The organism is Paraburkholderia piptadeniae (assembly GCF_900007165.1).
GTDB classification, from domain to species: Bacteria; Pseudomonadota; Gammaproteobacteria; order Burkholderiales; family Burkholderiaceae; genus Paraburkholderia; species Paraburkholderia piptadeniae.
In genome coordinates this window covers 134,962-149,611 of record NZ_CYGY02000050.1, presented here as the reverse complement: position 1 = coordinate 149,611, position 14,650 = coordinate 134,962, and the positions used below count along the sequence as shown (strand labels likewise).

12 protein-coding genes are annotated in these 14,650 nt (G+C 60.6%); 8 read left to right on the top strand and 4 right to left on the bottom strand.

Annotation, left to right across the window (positions count from 1 at the left end):
* Window positions 1-29 precede the first annotated feature (29 nt).
* The 8 genes from BN2476_RS25915 to BN2476_RS46585 all read left to right on the top strand — a co-directional run bounded on the left by BN2476_RS25915 (window position 30) and on the right by BN2476_RS46585 (window position 12,130).
* A complete protein-coding gene (locus tag BN2476_RS25915) occupies window positions 30-1,307 on the top strand; it encodes an NAD(P)/FAD-dependent oxidoreductase (protein ID WP_087737010.1) in 1,278 nt (425 codons plus the stop codon).
* Between the two features lie 117 nt (window positions 1,308-1,424).
* A complete protein-coding gene (locus tag BN2476_RS25910) occupies window positions 1,425-2,114 on the top strand; it encodes a TetR/AcrR family transcriptional regulator (RefSeq protein ID WP_087737009.1) in 690 nt (229 codons plus the stop codon).
* Between the two features lie 986 nt (window positions 2,115-3,100).
* Window positions 3,101-4,987, top strand: a complete 1,887-nt coding sequence (gene tssF / locus BN2476_RS25905; protein WP_087737008.1) for a type VI secretion system baseplate subunit TssF — start codon at window positions 3,101-3,103, stop codon at window positions 4,985-4,987.
* 37 nt (window positions 4,988-5,024) lie between these two features.
* Window positions 5,025-7,556: a type VI secretion system Vgr family protein gene (locus BN2476_RS25900; protein ID WP_087737007.1), complete on the top strand. Its 2,532-nt coding sequence runs from the start codon at window positions 5,025-5,027 to the stop codon at window positions 7,554-7,556.
* A 3-nt stretch (window positions 7,557-7,559) separates the two neighbouring features.
* The gene (locus BN2476_RS25895; protein WP_175607936.1) at window positions 7,560-9,881 is read left to right on the top strand and encodes a hypothetical protein; all 2,322 of its coding nucleotides are present in this window, start codon (window positions 7,560-7,562) and stop codon (window positions 9,879-9,881) included.
* A 188-nt stretch (window positions 9,882-10,069) separates the two neighbouring features.
* Window positions 10,070-10,522, top strand: a complete 453-nt coding sequence (locus tag BN2476_RS45700) for a hypothetical protein (protein WP_143811042.1) — start codon at window positions 10,070-10,072, stop codon at window positions 10,520-10,522.
* Between the two features lie 36 nt (window positions 10,523-10,558).
* Window positions 10,559-10,810, top strand: coding sequence for a PAAR domain-containing protein (locus tag BN2476_RS25890; protein ID WP_087737006.1), 252 nt, complete (start codon window positions 10,559-10,561; stop codon window positions 10,808-10,810).
* 741 nt (window positions 10,811-11,551) lie between these two features.
* Window positions 11,552-12,130 (top strand): zinc-ribbon domain-containing protein, encoded by a 579-nt coding sequence (locus BN2476_RS46585; RefSeq protein WP_160111754.1) that lies wholly within the window; start codon window positions 11,552-11,554, stop codon window positions 12,128-12,130.
* A gap of 288 nt (window positions 12,131-12,418) precedes the next feature.
* Here the strand turns inward: BN2476_RS46585 and BN2476_RS45695 are convergent, their stop codons facing one another.
* Genes BN2476_RS45695 through BN2476_RS25870 form a run of 4 tightly spaced genes read right to left on the bottom strand, consistent with a single transcriptional unit; the run spans window position 12,419 to window position 14,513 of the window.
* Entirely contained in the window at window positions 12,419-12,598 is a 180-nt protein-coding gene (locus tag BN2476_RS45695) for a hypothetical protein (protein ID WP_143811040.1), read from the bottom strand.
* Window positions 12,570-13,355, bottom strand: coding sequence for a LamG-like jellyroll fold domain-containing protein (locus BN2476_RS25880; protein ID WP_143811039.1), 786 nt, complete (start codon window positions 13,353-13,355; stop codon window positions 12,570-12,572). Before BN2476_RS25880 ends, BN2476_RS45695 begins: the two co-directional genes overlap by 29 nt.
* A gap of 26 nt (window positions 13,356-13,381) precedes the next feature.
* Window positions 13,382-14,263 (bottom strand): hypothetical protein, encoded by an 882-nt coding sequence (locus tag BN2476_RS25875; RefSeq protein ID WP_087737003.1) that lies wholly within the window; start codon window positions 14,261-14,263, stop codon window positions 13,382-13,384.
* 1 nt (window position 14,264) lies between these two features.
* Window positions 14,265-14,513, bottom strand: coding sequence for a hypothetical protein (locus BN2476_RS25870; protein ID WP_087737002.1), 249 nt, complete (start codon window positions 14,511-14,513; stop codon window positions 14,265-14,267).
* Window positions 14,514-14,650: the final 137 nt, after the last annotated feature.

The window sequence follows — 14,650 nt, the reverse complement described above, 5'->3', positions numbered from 1 at the left end:
ATAGCCGCGCCCCTGACTCTCAACACCCTATGCAGAGCTACTACGAAGCAACCGTCGAGCGGCCCGCGCGCCCCGCATCGGCTGGCAAACTGAGCGCGAACGTGTGCATCGTCGGCGGCGGGCTGGCGGGGCTGTCGACCGCGCTCGGACTCGCCGAGCGCGGCGTGCGCGATGTCGTCGTGGTCGAGGCGAACCAGGTCGGCTATGGCGCGTCGGGCCGCAACGGCGGCTTCGTGTTCGGCGGCTACAGCCTCGATTGCGCGGATCTGCTGAAAATCCTCGGGGCGGCGCGTGCGCGCGAGCTCTATGCGCTGACGGTCGACGCCGTCGAACTGATGCGCGCGCGCATCCGGCGTTACGCGATCGCGTGCGATGCGACGGATGCGGGCGTGATCCTCGCGAACTGGTTCGACGATGCGGCGCGGCTCGAAAGCCAGCGCCGTCTGATGAAGGAATCGTTCGGCGTCGAATGGGAGACGCTGGGCGCCGCCGAACTCGCCGGTCGGCTCAAGACCTCGCGCTATCACGGCGGCCTTTTCGAGCGCAACGCGTTCCATTTTCATCCGCTGAAGTACGTGCTGGGCGTCGCGCGCGCGGCGGAACAGGCGGGCGTGCGCATCTACGAGAAGTCGCCCGTGACGGCCCTGCGCAGGCAGGGCGCGGGCTTCGTCGTCGAGACGGCGCAAGCGTCGATCGACGCCCGGCATGTCGTGATGGCGAGCGGCGGCTATGCGCGCAACGTCTATCGGCGCGTCGAGCGCGCCGTCCTCCCGATCGCGACCTACGTGATTGCCACCGAGCCGCTCGGCGCGCGGCTGGCCGAGGCGATCGACTGCCCCTCCGCCGTCTACGACACGCGCTTCGCGTTCGACTACTACCGGCCGCTGCCCGACACGCGCATCCTGTGGGGTGGGCGCATTTCGATTCTCGATCGCGAGCCCGAGGCGATCGCGCGTCTTTTGCGCCGCGATTTGCTGAGGGTCTATCCGCAACTGCGCGACGTTCGCATCGAACACGCATGGGGCGGCCTGATGAGCTATGCGCGGCACAAGATGCCGCAGATCGGCCAGAGCGCGGACGGCGTCTGGTATGCCGTCGGCTTCGGCGGACATGGCATGGCGCCGACGACCGTTTCCGGCGAGCTGCTCGCGGCCGCGATCGCGGGCGAGCGCCCCGTGCCCGAAGCGTTCGCGACGTTCGGCCTCACGCACACATTCGGTGCGCTGGGCCTCGCCGCCGCGCAGCTGACCTACACGGCGATGCAGACGCGCGATGCGCTCGCGGACCGTCCGCGGCGTGCGTCGTGAGATGCGTGGCGCGGCCTCGCATGCATGCGCCGCGAGGATGTTGCGCATGCCGCCAGGCCGCGCCGGACGGCATTTTCGACATGCTAGAATGAACCGTCATCGCCGCCGGATTACACAATGAAAAAGGGAAGCCGAGCTATTGCGCCCGAGCCAGTCGACACCCCCAAAGAAATCTCCGAACCACGGCGCAAATACGATCCCGAAGAGACGAAGCGCAACATCCTCGAGGTAGCCACGCAGGAGTTTTCGTCGATGGGACTCGCGGGCGCGCGCGTCGACGCGATCGCCGAGCGCACCAACACCACGAAGCGCATGCTCTACTACTACTTCGGCAGCAAGGAAGGGTTGTACGAGGCCGTGCTCGAAAAGGTGTATGGCGACATCCGTTCGCTCGAACAGGATCTGCACGTGAGCGACATGAGCCCCGTCGAAGGCTTGCGCAGTCTCGTCGAGTTCACGTTCGACTATCACGACAAGCATCGCGACTTCGTTCGCCTCGTGACGATCGAGAACATTCACGGTGCGAAGTACATCGAACAGGTGAAGACTTTCAAGAGCCGCAACGCGAGCGTGATTCGCACGATCGAAGATCTGCTCGCGCGCGGCGTCGCGTCGGGCGATTTCCGCGACGACATCGATGCGATCGATCTGCACTTGCTGATCAGCTCGCTGTGCTTTCACCGGATCGCGAACCGGCATACGTTCGGCACGGCGTTCGGGCGCGATCCTTCGCACGCGAGGCTGCGGGCGCGGCATCGCGCGATGATCGTCGATGCGACGTTGAGGTTTGTTAAGCGGAACGGTTAGGGTTTTTGTTTTTTCGTCTGCGACGCTATTGGGTTTTTTGCCTTTGTCGCTGGCATCCGCGATAGCGCCTCGCGGCGCGGGCGTTGCCCCTGTGCGGGGCGGCACTTGCTCTTGTTTGCAACGGCTTTTGTTTTGGTCTTGTTACCTTACCTTTTCGCTGGCATCCGCGATAGCGCCTCGCGGCACAGGGGCATTTTACTCGTAAACCCTGATTCGCGGGAAGCCTTATCGGATAAGGGTTTGCGCCCGCTCCCCGTTTCCCATGTGAGTAGTCTCGTGAGCCGTGGGTGTTTTGTGGGTGAAACCCGGGCGACTCGCGGAGGACGACTTTCGGATTGGCCGGGCAAGAGACCTGGGAGGCGACCGAACCGCTTGCCTACTCCCAAGCGACACGTTAATCCGCCCCGACCTGAGCCGAATAGCACATCATTCATTCCTTCGCATGCACGCAATCCCACCATTGGACATGCGTACTTTACATGGCTCTTTCAGATTGGGAGTTTTCTGATCGACCGCCGAGCGGCGCGCCTTATACATTGCCGGAACGTTGCGCGGTAAAGGTCTTGGAGTCGCGCATGCGTTACCGGACTTCGGCCTGAAAACCCGGTATCACTGGCCCGCTTGATAGCGGGCTTTTTTTGCCTGCCAGTTGAGATTTCGAAGTTCCCTGATAGCGCGTCACTCTCTCATACGGTTGAATGTATAGCCTGATCCGGCCATACGTCCCGGTCGGACCAGGTACGCATGTCCGCATCTGTTTCGAGTCGTCAGATGCGTTTATGGCCCGCCTCGCGCGGGCCTTCTTTCCTCCTGCATCAAAGGCCATGACGATGGCAGAGAAATCCCGCGCAAATTTCGGAGTCTTCTGATAGCGCGTCGCAGCAAGTTGCGCTCCAATCGCTGACCGGCGCCAACGCCTGGATCATTTAATCAGGACCGCATAACGATGAGTGCAACGCCTGTTCAACGCGACGGAAACTGACCGGATGGACCCGCAACTGCTCGACTACTACAACCGCGAACTGCTGTACATGCACGAACTCGCGATGGAGTTTGCTGAGGCGCATCCGAAGATCGCGCGGCGGCTCGGCATGCACGCAGGCGAAATCGGCGACCCGTATGTCGAACGTCTGCTTGAGCACTTCGCTTTCATGTCCGCGCGTATGCAGATGCGACTGGACGAGGCATTCCCCGGATTCATCCTGCCGCTGTTGCAGACCGTGTATCCGAACTACACCTGCCCGACGCCGTCGATGGCCGTCGCGCGGCTCTTTCCGCGCACGCAGGGCAAGCATGCCGCCAATGGAACGGTTGTCCCGCGCGGCACCACCTTCACGTCCCGCCTTCCTGCTGGCGAACGGACTGCCTGTGAATTTCGCAGCAGCCAGGACGTCACGCTTTTCCCCCTGGAGATCGCGCAGGCGAAACTGACGGGCATTCCGCCCGATATTCCGTTGCTGGATCGCTATGTTCCCCCCGGCCGCGCCGTGCGGGGCGCATTGCGCCTGCGACTGCGGACCACGAACGGCACGCCTATCGCAAGCCTGAACGGGCTGGACCGCTTGCCCGTGTATCTCGCGGGCGACGAGGCCAGCGCCTCGCACGTGTTCGAACTGGTTCACGCCGCAGGCGTGGCGACCGTGACGGGCGTCCCCGGCCAGTTTGCAACGGGATCGGTGCATGCCGTGACGCACGAAGCGCTAACCCATGATGCGCTCGAACCTGAACAGAGCCTGTTACCCGTCGTCCCTGGCAAGTTCCACGGCCACAATCTGCTACAGGAATATTTCGCGTGTCCGGCGCGCTTCTGGTTTTTCACGCTGACCGGGCTGCACAAGGGCCTCGCCGCAATCGACGGCACCGAGGTCGAAATCGTCATCCTGCTGGAGCGCGCACCGGACAGGCTGGCGGAAGCCGTAGACGCCTCGCATTTCGCGCTGTTCTGTACGCCCGTCATCAACCTGTTTCCCCAGCGCACCGGGCGGCTCGACCTTGATCCGGCAGAGCATTCGCATCTGCTTGTGCCCGTGCCGTCGGCACCGCACGACTACGATGTGCATTCGGTGGACGCCGCCTGGGGACAGGTCTCGGAGGAATCGGCAGCGTTGCGTTTCGATCCGCTGCACGCAGCCGTCGGCGAAGCGCATCGCCGAAATTCGCGCTATTTCACGATCCGCCGCGAACTGAACCGGCCGGAGATTGACGACCGTCACTACGGTACGCGCCGCGCCTTCGCCGAAACACGCACGTTCATTTGGCTGGTCGACCGCAACGAACAGCCCAATACCGAAGGCATCCGCTATCTGTCGCTACAGGCGTGGCTGACCAACCGTGACCTGCCCTGCGTACTTGAGTGCGACGGCCGCAATGACCTGTTTCTGCATCAGTCGATCCCTGTCAACGGGGTGGGTCTGGTGCGCGTACCGACGACGCCGCGCCCGCCGCTGGCGTTTGGAGATCGCGCCTGGCAACTGCTGGGCCAGCTGAAGCTCGACGCCGGGATGTTTGACGACGGTTACGGCGAACACCAGCGGGGCGAAGGGTTGCGTCGCCGCCTGCGCCTGTTCGTGACGCCGGATGCGGGCCTGCTGGGGCGGCAGGTCGAAAGCCTCGTGAGCGCCAGGTCTCAGCCCGTCAACAGGATATTGCGCGGGAACGGGCCGATGCCGTTCGGGCGTGGCATCGAATGTGACTTCACCTTTGACGAAGGTGGATTCGACGGCCTCAGTCCTTACACGCTCGGCCTGGTGCTTGAGCGTTACGTCGCGCGCCATGTATCGGCGCACTCGTTCACGACGACCGTGCTGCGTTCGAAGCAGCGCGGACAGATCACGCGCTGGCGTCCGCGCACGGGGACACGAAGCGCAGCCTGAACCGGATAACCAACTTAACGCAATCGGGAGGGAGTGGATGACGTGGATAAATTCGTGGCTCAAGCAGCCACGCACGCTGGAGATTACCGGCAAGGCGCTGCCGCAATGGGCGGGCGAACCGCTGTTCATGGTCTCGCGTCTGCGCGGCAAGGAAAAGCTCGGCCGGCTGTCTGATTACGAGGTCGAAGTCACCACGATCGACGATGCGGCACTGACGGCGAGCGAGGCTCAGGCGCTGGTCGATGTCGATGCATTGATCGGCAAGGAAGTGACGGTCCATATAGCCGTCGAGGGCAACGGAACGTGGATCGAAGGCGCAACGGGCAACATGGGCGGGGCGAACATCGGGGCCGATATCCGCAAGCTCACGGGGCTGATCGTGGCGGCGAAATGTATCGGTGCGGATGACCGGCGCGCGCACTACCGGCTCAGGATTCGCCCTTGGCTCTGGCTCGCGACGCTGAACCGTGACAGCAAACTCTGGCAATACCGCTCGGTTATTGAGATAACTGAAGACGTTCTTCAGAAATATCCGTTTCCGTACGAATTGCGTCTGGCCGGTCCCGGCGTGCAGCGCCGCCCCTATCCGAAGCGCGAATACCAGCGCCAGTGGTGGGAGTCAGATTTTTCTTATCTGACCCGCTTATGGCAGGAATGGGGCATTACATACTTCTTTCGCGGCAGTACGCTCGTGCTGTGCGATTCGCCCGGTGCGTACAAAAAGCATGGACCAGCGTATCAGACACTGCGCTATCTCGACCGCGACGGGCAGCGCATCGACGAAGAACATGTTCACGAATTCCACGTTGCGCGGCAGATTACGACCGGCAAGGTGGCGCTCAACGATTACGACTATACACAGTCGCTCGGCAATCTGGCTGTCAGCCAGGAGGATTACAGCAAGCGTGCGTTTGACAACGCCGAGGAATATGCGTGGGGCGACTATTCGCAGCCGTTCGAAGGCCCGATGGGCACGGCCGGGTGGCGTAGCGACCAGCAGTTCGAAGGCGAACATCTGGCACGCGTCAAGGTGGAGGCGCATCGCGCGAAGAGTCTGCGCGCCAGAGGCAAAGGAAATCTGCGCGGGCTGATGACGGGCTACACCTTCACGCTCGAAGGCTATCCGCTCACGCCAGGCGATGGCGAATATCTCGTCACCTCGACCGACATCGAGATCGTCAACAACGATACCGTAACAGTGCGCGGCGGCATCGAGCGCAAATACAGCTGCACGACGAAGTTTACGGCGGTGCCCGCCAACACGTTTTTCCGCACGCCGCAGAAGGCGAAGAAGCCGCGTGCCTATGCGGAAACGGCGGTCATCACCGGCTACGGCGATGAGCCTGTGTACTGCGATGAGTACGGACGCGTGAAGGCGCACTTCATCTGGGATCGTGTCAGCCCGAAGGACCAGGACGCAAGCTGCTGGCTGCGCGTGGCGTCGGCGTGGCATGGCGTCGAGCACGGCGCGATGTGGCTGCCGCGCGTCGGTCATCATGTGCTGGTGGGCTACTACGACAGCGACCCGGACCGGCCGTACATCATCTCCGAACATACGACCGAGTTTCATCAGGCGCCGTGGCAGTTGCCGAAGAACGATGCGCTGTCAGGCTGGCGCAGCCAGGACCTGAAGGGCCAATCGGCCAACAGCGTGCTGACGGATGACACGCCCGGCAAACTTCAGGTGCAGGTGGCGAGTGACCACGCGCAGTCGCGGCTGGTGCTCGGCTACAACACGCGCATCGATGGACACGCTGGACGGGACAAGGCGCGCGGTGAAGGGTTCGAACTGGGCACGGAGGCCGACGGCGTCATCCGTGCGAACCGGGGCATGCTGCTGACCACCGAGACCCGCGCCGGGACATTGTCGCCCGTGAAGGACATGGGCGAGACGGTGCAGCGGCTGACGCAGGCGCGCGAGCAGCACGAGGACCTGTCGCAGTTCGCACAGCGACACAAGGCACAGGATGCGCAGATAAGCCAGGGCGACGCGACCGCAGGCATGAAGGCGCAGAACGAGGCCATCAGAGGCGGCGCGAAAAGCACCGCGAACCCGTCGCCGGAAATGACGCGGCCTGACCTCGTGCTGGCCAGTGCGGCGGGCGTGGCCGTGACGGCTACCGACAGCACGCACCTCGCGAGCCAGAACGATCACGCGATCACGGCTGGCCGTGACGTGAGCATATCGTCGGGCCGCTCGTTTCTCGCATCGGTGCGTGGAGCCATTTCCTTCGTCGCGGCGCAGTTGGGCATCAGGCTGTTTGCCGCGAAGGGCAAGGTCGAGATCCAGGCGCAAAGCGACGAAATGGCGCTTGCGGCATTGAAGGACATCACCATCAGCAGCACGGACGGCAAGATCATCCTGAATGCCGCGAAGGAAGTCTGGATCGGTGCAGGCGGCTCGTATATCCGGATCAACGGCAGCGGCATCGTCAATGCCACGCCTGGCAAGATTCTTGAGAAGTGCGCGTCGTGGAACAAGCCGGGGGCGGATTCGAAGCGTGTGCCACTACCCACGATGCCGCAAGGCAACGTGAAAACAACCAGTCTCTATTCCAAGTCGCGATAAAGCATGATTATCAGCCCACCCTTTTTGCCGCAGTCTGGCCTTGCATCCAGCGACGCGGCCGATGATGATCCGATGATGACGGCGGTAAAGGCATTTGAGCCGGGCTACCACGGTGCCTTTCCCGTTACGTTCGACCGTCGCTGGCATTGCGGTATTCATCTCGTGCCGGACACGGACAGTGAGCCGGTTCGGGCAATTGCCGATGGCGAAGTCGTTGCCTATCGCGTCTGCGAGAAGCCCATTTCGGACGGCCATATCGATGATTCGACAGGTCAGGAGGCCCAGAATACGAACACTGGGTTCGTGCTGCTGCGTCACATCACCGATACAGGTGACGGAAGAACCATCACATTCTATTCGCTGTACATGAATCTGCTGGATCTGACGGCGCAGCGAGCGCTCGCATCGCCGCAACCCGCGACTCCGCCCCAGAAAACATCCCCAACAGCGCTTGCGGGATGGCTGCTCGAAGCGGGTGAAAGCGTCAAGCCGGGCAACGGGAAAAAGGTCTACCGTAAGGATATTCTCGGGCACTGGGGGCAGTCGCAGGGCCTGCGCCACCTGCACTTCGAAATCTTCATGACGGAGGAAGATTTCACAGCATGGTTCGAGCAGTCCGGTCACAAGGTCCAACTCGGTGAAAAGAGACCAGTACAGCCGGCGTCGAGGGACTGGTGGGGGCACGCATACTTCGTGATTCCGGCGACCGCTGAAATCAAGGACCGTCCCGGGACGCCGCATGACGATCCGTGGTTTCCGAAGCTCAGCGCAGGCAAGCTTCCCAAAGACAGCAGCAAGCTGTATGTGGAGGCGTACTTCTCGAAGGGGCAGCGATATACCCGTGCGTGGCTGGACGAAGACGGTGACGGCAATTGCGTGCCGCTGACACCTCAGCCAGTAAAGGATCGCTTTGCTGACTACGAGTACAAGCTCTATGAGCGCTCGATGGCGCTCTACCCGGACTGCCCGAGCGATGGCTATGAGCTGCTTCGCTTTGGCCGCATCCTGTCGGACAACCAGACGCTCTCCAGCCTGAACAGTGCGACCTGGGTCGCGGTGCCGTTCGACGCGAAAGGTACGCTCGGTTATGTGGATATCAGCAAGACATCCGTTGTGAAGTTCTCGGATGCGGATTTTCCGTTCTTTACCGGTTGGCAAAAAATCGACAGCAGCAATGCGCCGCTCAACGCCGATGGCCTGTTCAGCTACCGCAGGTTGCGCCAGCTGGTCGGCGAAGCGACGGCATCCGCATACGAGGTACCGCCGGATGACCCGAAGTTCAGTCTGGACGATCAACTCACGTATTACGTGCAGGGCAATGACAGCGTCCGCAACGACATGGCCGGGTTCGTTTGCCATACGAGGAGTGAGTGGGATCCGGCCAACAACGATCAGCGCTATCAGGACCTGAACAAGCCGGACGGGTACTTCGGCCAGTGCAAGGATACCGACCCGGAGGGCTACGACCGGTTCATTGCGTTCGTGAAGAAACTCCAGTTCATGGACCAGGTTCCGTCGCTGTCTGGTGGAAAGAACTTCTGGTTCTTTCATCCGTTCGCGTTTATCCGGCATTTCAGGAAATGTGGGTGGTTGAGTGCTGCTGAACTGGCGCGGGCCATACCTAATGCAGCTCGAGAAAACGTTGCTCGATATAATTCAGCCATTAACCTTATATCGGCAAAGTATCTGAATTTCGATAAGGTCAGAATTAGTCACCTTCTTGGTCAGACCGCTCACGAGACCGCAAATCTCGGCGGCCCAATGGTGGAGAATGGAAATAACCATCTGAGTCGCGCGTACGAAACCGATAGCCACTACTACCAGGGGCCTGATACGTATTCGTACTTTGTGCGTGCGCATGGATATGAAAAACTGAACAATGCACTCGGAAATGAATATAACTCTGGGGATGGGGTTAAATTCAGGGGACGGGGTGCACTCCAGATTACCGGGCGAGCCGCGTATGCAGACTATTGGGTTTATCGGGCGTGGTTGCAACGGGATGCATTTGATGCGAGCTGGTGGCTCAAACACGGTTGGTGGTCTGTTCCTAGAAATGCAACCATCCGGCCTGCAATTATAAACAATCCGCAAAATATCTCCGCGCGCGCCAATGGAAACGAGTTCAATCCGATGGATGTCGGTGGATGGTTTTGGGCACGCCACACCATAAACAAGGTTTGCGATAGGGAAAGCTCAGTTAGTCAAACCGCAACCAACTCGAATGAAGTGTCGACGATTATTAACCGATACGATACACCGACATTTGAGCGGAGAGAACATAACGTTAATCTGGCGAAGGGGGTGCTATGCGACGCAACGTAATTTATTCTTTTTGGATTTGCATTGTATTTTTCTGCAACTCGGCGTTTGCGGACTGCATTAACGAGCAGAACGCAGATGCCCCCTTGCCAGCAGTCCAAGGGGGCCATGTATGGGCAAAATCATGCGGCGATCAGGACCAAGGAGGGGGCACCGTCTCCTTACGCGTCTCTGGGAACAGACTGAATGAGGTGAATCTGAATACTAGATATGAGCCAGATGCATACGCTTTAACATTGGATACAAATATTTTTTTTGGAAAAAATAAAATCCAAGGAATCGGAGTGGGAACCGGGAGCGGCCGAGACGCCACCGGAATGCATTACTGGATGATTGATGGCACCGGCAAAGCAATTGATTTGGGGGAAACGCCGCAGCTTAAGCGCAACGCTTTCATGGCTGGAACGTATTCCGCTCTCGTGACTAGCTCAAATTCACCTTATCAGTCAATTTTGTATTTTTACCAAATAAAAGAAGGGAAGCTAACGCAAACCAAAGCCGTTGGCTTTGATTCGGGGTCTAATGGAAACATCGCCTCACTATTAACCGTTCTTCCTGGCGATCGGTATAAAGTCGTCAGCAAGCGGCGCCTTACAAAATTAGAGTACACGTCATGTCAGAACGGAAAAAGTGCATGCTGGTAAGTCTTGGTGTGACTTTGATTGGTGGGAGAGAATTTAATGATTAATCTTATCCGGCTCGGCGATACCACCGACCACGGCGGCGAAGTTGTGACCGCCTCTGAAACCATGTGCTTTGACCGTCGTCGCGTTGCCCGTAAGGGCGATGTGGTGACGTGCCCGCTACATCCTGAGATCAATCCCAACCTGATTGTTGAGGGCGACGACAAGATCACAGACCACGGCGTGCCAGTCGCGCGTCACGGACACAAGGCAATGTGTGGTTGCCACCTGATTTCAAGCCTTATCTAATCCGTACCCGACGCTCGCAACTGATCGCATGAAGAACAAGGCAAAGGCGCTGTTACCCGAATCGACTCCGGCGATTGTTCACGCGCCGTCGTCCGTGCGCCGACGGGTGCTGGCGGTACTGGCCACGTGGCCCGCGCGCGCCGGCTACGACCGCCCTGAACGCGATCGCATGGTGCACGACTGCGTAGCAAGAATCATCGAAGCATGGGGTGGGCGCTGGCTAAATCCAGACGCCGATCTTCAGGCGCTTGACGTGCAATGCGCACGCGGCCACATCTGGCGCTTTGGCTCCGCAAAACTTAAAAACGGGCTGTGGTGTCCCCAGTGCTCGCACGAACGGCGCCGCACAGGCCTGGAAGCCATGCAGGCACTGGCGCGCCGACACGGCGGGCGCTGTCTGTCCGACACCATCTGGGTGTGCATCGCAACCTGTGGTGGCAGTGCCGTAACGGACACACCTGGGAAGCGCCGCCGGTACGCGTTCAGATGGGTGTCTGGTGTTCGTCCTGCAAGGAAGTGGCGCACAGCGACGTCTGGTTGCCTCGGATGCATGCTCTTGCGCGAAAGCAGGGTGGAAAATGTCTCTCGCAAGCCTACGTCAACAGCCGCACGAAACTTCAGTGGCAATGCAGGCACGGGCACATCTGGGAAGCGACCCCCGCCACTATCCGTGAGGCAGGTGCCTGGTGCCCGGTCTGCGCACGCGAGCGCCATAAGCTGACGCTGGACGACATGCGAACGATGGCGGCGAAGTACGGCGGGTACTGTCTGTCCACGGCCTATTCGCACGTGACCGCGAAACTGCGCTGGCGCTGCGCCCACGGTCACGAATGGGAGCGGTCAGCAGCGAAGGTCCGCAATGGCGAGTGGTGCGCCATCTGTGTGAAGCGCGGCCGTCAATCTGTCGCGCTTGAGGAAATGTGTGCGCTGGCCACGGAGCGCGGCGGCGAGTGCCTGTCAGACGCGTTCGAGGGCAATCGTTATCCGTTGCGCTGGCGCTGTGAGGATGGCCATGAATGGGATGCCGCGCCGTCTAACATCAAGAGGGGTCGATGGTGTCCGCGGTGCGCGTACATAAACAGACGCCATACCATCGGGAAGATGAAGGCGATTGCGCTGGAGCGCGGCGGGCGATGCCTGTCTGATAGTTACATCAACGTCGCGACGAAACTGCAATGGGAGTGCTCGCGTGGACATGTCTGGTTCACCACACCAATGGGCGTGTTGGCGGGCAACTGGTGTCCCGTGTGCAAGTACATGGACCAGTGCGTGACAGACGAGGCGCGACGCAAATACCTGGACACGGAAACGCGCACCTGAACCCGAGGCCAACATGATTGACACCTTGATGATGCAGGAACGCAATCCGGCGTGGTGAACCAACTGCGCAATGGGTGTGTGTCTGCGTTCCACGCCGCACGGGTTACGCTCAGTTGAGAACGCAGTTCTGATTTCAGGTGCCGTATGGGACGCCGATTTACCGGCCGGATTTCCTACTGCACGCGTGACGGTCGGAGTGCAGGCGACGGTACAGTCCTGAGCGAAAAAAGGGGGGCGTGAACGCCCCCTATGCAGAAATGCAAAATCACACAGCGTCGGACCTGCCCGCTATCGTGCATTGTGCAGATGATGAAGTTGTTCGGAAATCGTCGGCGTTGACTGCGGCAATGACACGCCCCCGCCGTGGCCGCCCGTGTCGCTCACGCTGTTGTTATCACCTTCGATATTGACGAACGTACAGGCGGCGAGCAGCACAGCACTAACGATCAGCAACGCAAGGAGTTTCATAGGGGAAATCATGCGGCACCCGCGAGCCAGTGACTGAGCACCTGCTGGGGCGTAAGCGCGTGACTGTGAGCGCCACCTCGCCGATAGCGCCGTTCAGCGGCCCCTCCGTCCAGCCGATGCTACCGATCTGCAACACTGCCTGGATCGTCACCGCCTGAATGCCGGCGGTGGCAAGCAGTGCCCCGTTCAGGTACATCGAGTAATTGAAATACGAGCCGGCGTTGCTGGCCGCGAGCACGTAGTGCGCCGCCTGTCCCGGCTGTGGCGCGGAGTTCACCGGGGCGTTTGCGTTCTGGTAATCGCGCGCCCAGAGCTGCGGCGCATTAATGACGCTATTGCTGTTCAATGCCATGATGCCCCAGTCGAGCCCCGGCTTGCGTGTCGAGCCGCCGGTCCATGTCGTGTTGCCGATGAAGCGCGCCCCAGTGCAGCCGGGATACGCCCCGTTTGACCCGGCATTGGTATAAGTGGCGATATTCGCCCAGCACTCGATCGACCACGCATTCCCCGCGCAGAACTGGTTCGCCGCACTGACATCGACATAGGAGTTGGCGGTGCCCGTCAGACCGACATAGGCTAACTTCGTACTTGGCACCAGGGGGCCGCACGCGAGCAGCACCCCTGGCTGATAGGTGCCATTGCGCCCATTACCCGAGAGGTCGGCCGCAACGGTCCCCGACGTCTCGTTCAGCCGCCAGTATGCAAACGGCGCATCCGCAAGTATCACCTGCTCATATGGGCGTCGCGGCATCGCCATCAACAGGCGCCTAGCAAGACAGGTCATTACTGGTTCTGCCCCGCAGTGAAACCGCAATAGGTCGCGCCGCCGTCCTGCGTGTAGATCACGAATGTATCGAGCTTGCCCGCTACACCGCAGAGCAAGGGCGCGACGCCTTGCGGCCATTTGATACTCGAAGGCCACACAATCGCGCTGTTAGCACTGTTGTTCACGACGAGCACGAATTCGGCAAGTGTGCCCGCCGCAGGCGGATTGATGATTGATAGCGTGGTCGACGCACCCGACGCGACAGGCAGGTTAAACAGAATCTCAGGAGCGCCCTGCACGATCGGCGTGAGGTCGAGCGCAACATTCGCAGCGGGCGCGACATTGACGATGAGCGAGGGTTTCGCGCTCAATGTGCCGTCGGCCGCTACGGTGGTGCCGGAACCGGCGATGATGCCGCCCAGCTTCGTTGTGGTCGCGGGCGGCAGTGCGTAGGCAGGCGGCGTACCGGCAAGATCACCGTACTGGCCAGACGTGGCCACCTTCGCGAGTGACGGCCTGTTTAGTATCTGCGCGAGACCCGTTGAAGCGTTCCAGTCTGCGTTGACGGGATCAGCCGGTATGTGCGGCTTGCTGGAAAGGTCCGCATAGCTTCCGCTCGTTGCGACCTTCGCGAGGTCCGACATTGCCTCGCTGATCGCAGCCGATATCGAACTGGCGATGGCATTCGCAAGCTGGTCGAGCTTCGAGTAATCGGGCGTGCCGCCGAGCTTGACGATTGCATTGCGCAGTTCTTCCGTGATCGTGTGATACCACCATGCACCCGGCACCGTCCCCTCTACGCCGACAGACGGATCACCGTCAGCGGGGAAGCCAGCCGCACTGTTCGCGGGCACGGCGGGCGGTGCTGCCGCTGCATTGGATTTCCAGTAGCGGTCCATGTCACGCCCCGTTTTCTGGCTCGAAGTCCGCTATCGGGCCGTATTTGCCCGCCGTGAGGTCTGCATAGAGTTGCCGCCCGTAGTCTGCGGGGTCATCGGCGCACGCATGGAATGGCACGGCGCAAGACACAAAGGGGTGGTTGGCAAACTTCACCATGCAATCGATCGCCGTATGACCAGAATCCGCCCAGCGTGCATCCGTAACGGAAGCAACGACGACAGGTTCAGGTGCGGAGATACCTTCCTGCATCACGCGATCCGCACGAAAAGATGATCGTTACCGCCGCCGCCCAGACCCGGCCCCATGCATTGCCATGTGCCCGGATGACCGGTGTTCACGATGTCACCCGGATTGCAGGGCGTCACCACCTGCGTATACGGAACGAG

Bases quoted from the DNA above. Each gene is read 5' to 3' on its own strand.
- BN2476_RS25915 (WP_087737010.1), top strand. From the start codon at position 30: ATGCAGAGCTACTACGAAGCAACCGTCGAGCGGCCCGCGCGCCCCGCA.
- BN2476_RS25910 (WP_087737009.1), top strand. From the start codon at position 1,425: ATGAAAAAGGGAAGCCGAGCTATTGCGCCCGAGCCAGTCGACACCCCC.
- tssF (WP_087737008.1), top strand. From the start codon at position 3,101: ATGGACCCGCAACTGCTCGACTACTACAACCGCGAACTGCTGTACATG.
- BN2476_RS25900 (WP_087737007.1), top strand. From the start codon at position 5,025: ATGACGTGGATAAATTCGTGGCTCAAGCAGCCACGCACGCTGGAGATT.
- BN2476_RS25895 (WP_175607936.1), top strand. From the start codon at position 7,560: ATGATTATCAGCCCACCCTTTTTGCCGCAGTCTGGCCTTGCATCCAGC.
- BN2476_RS25890 (WP_087737006.1), top strand. From the start codon at position 10,559: ATGATTAATCTTATCCGGCTCGGCGATACCACCGACCACGGCGGCGAA.
- BN2476_RS46585 (WP_160111754.1), top strand. From the start codon at position 11,552: ATGGCGGCGAAGTACGGCGGGTACTGTCTGTCCACGGCCTATTCGCAC.
- BN2476_RS45695 (WP_143811040.1), bottom strand. From the start codon at position 12,598: ATGAAACTCCTTGCGTTGCTGATCGTTAGTGCTGTGCTGCTCGCCGCC.
- BN2476_RS25880 (WP_143811039.1), bottom strand. From the start codon at position 13,355: ATGGCGATGCCGCGACGCCCATATGAGCAGGTGATACTTGCGGATGCG.
- BN2476_RS25875 (WP_087737003.1), bottom strand. From the start codon at position 14,263: ATGGACCGCTACTGGAAATCCAATGCAGCGGCAGCACCGCCCGCCGTG.
- BN2476_RS25870 (WP_087737002.1), bottom strand. From the start codon at position 14,513: ATGCAGGAAGGTATCTCCGCACCTGAACCTGTCGTCGTTGCTTCCGTT.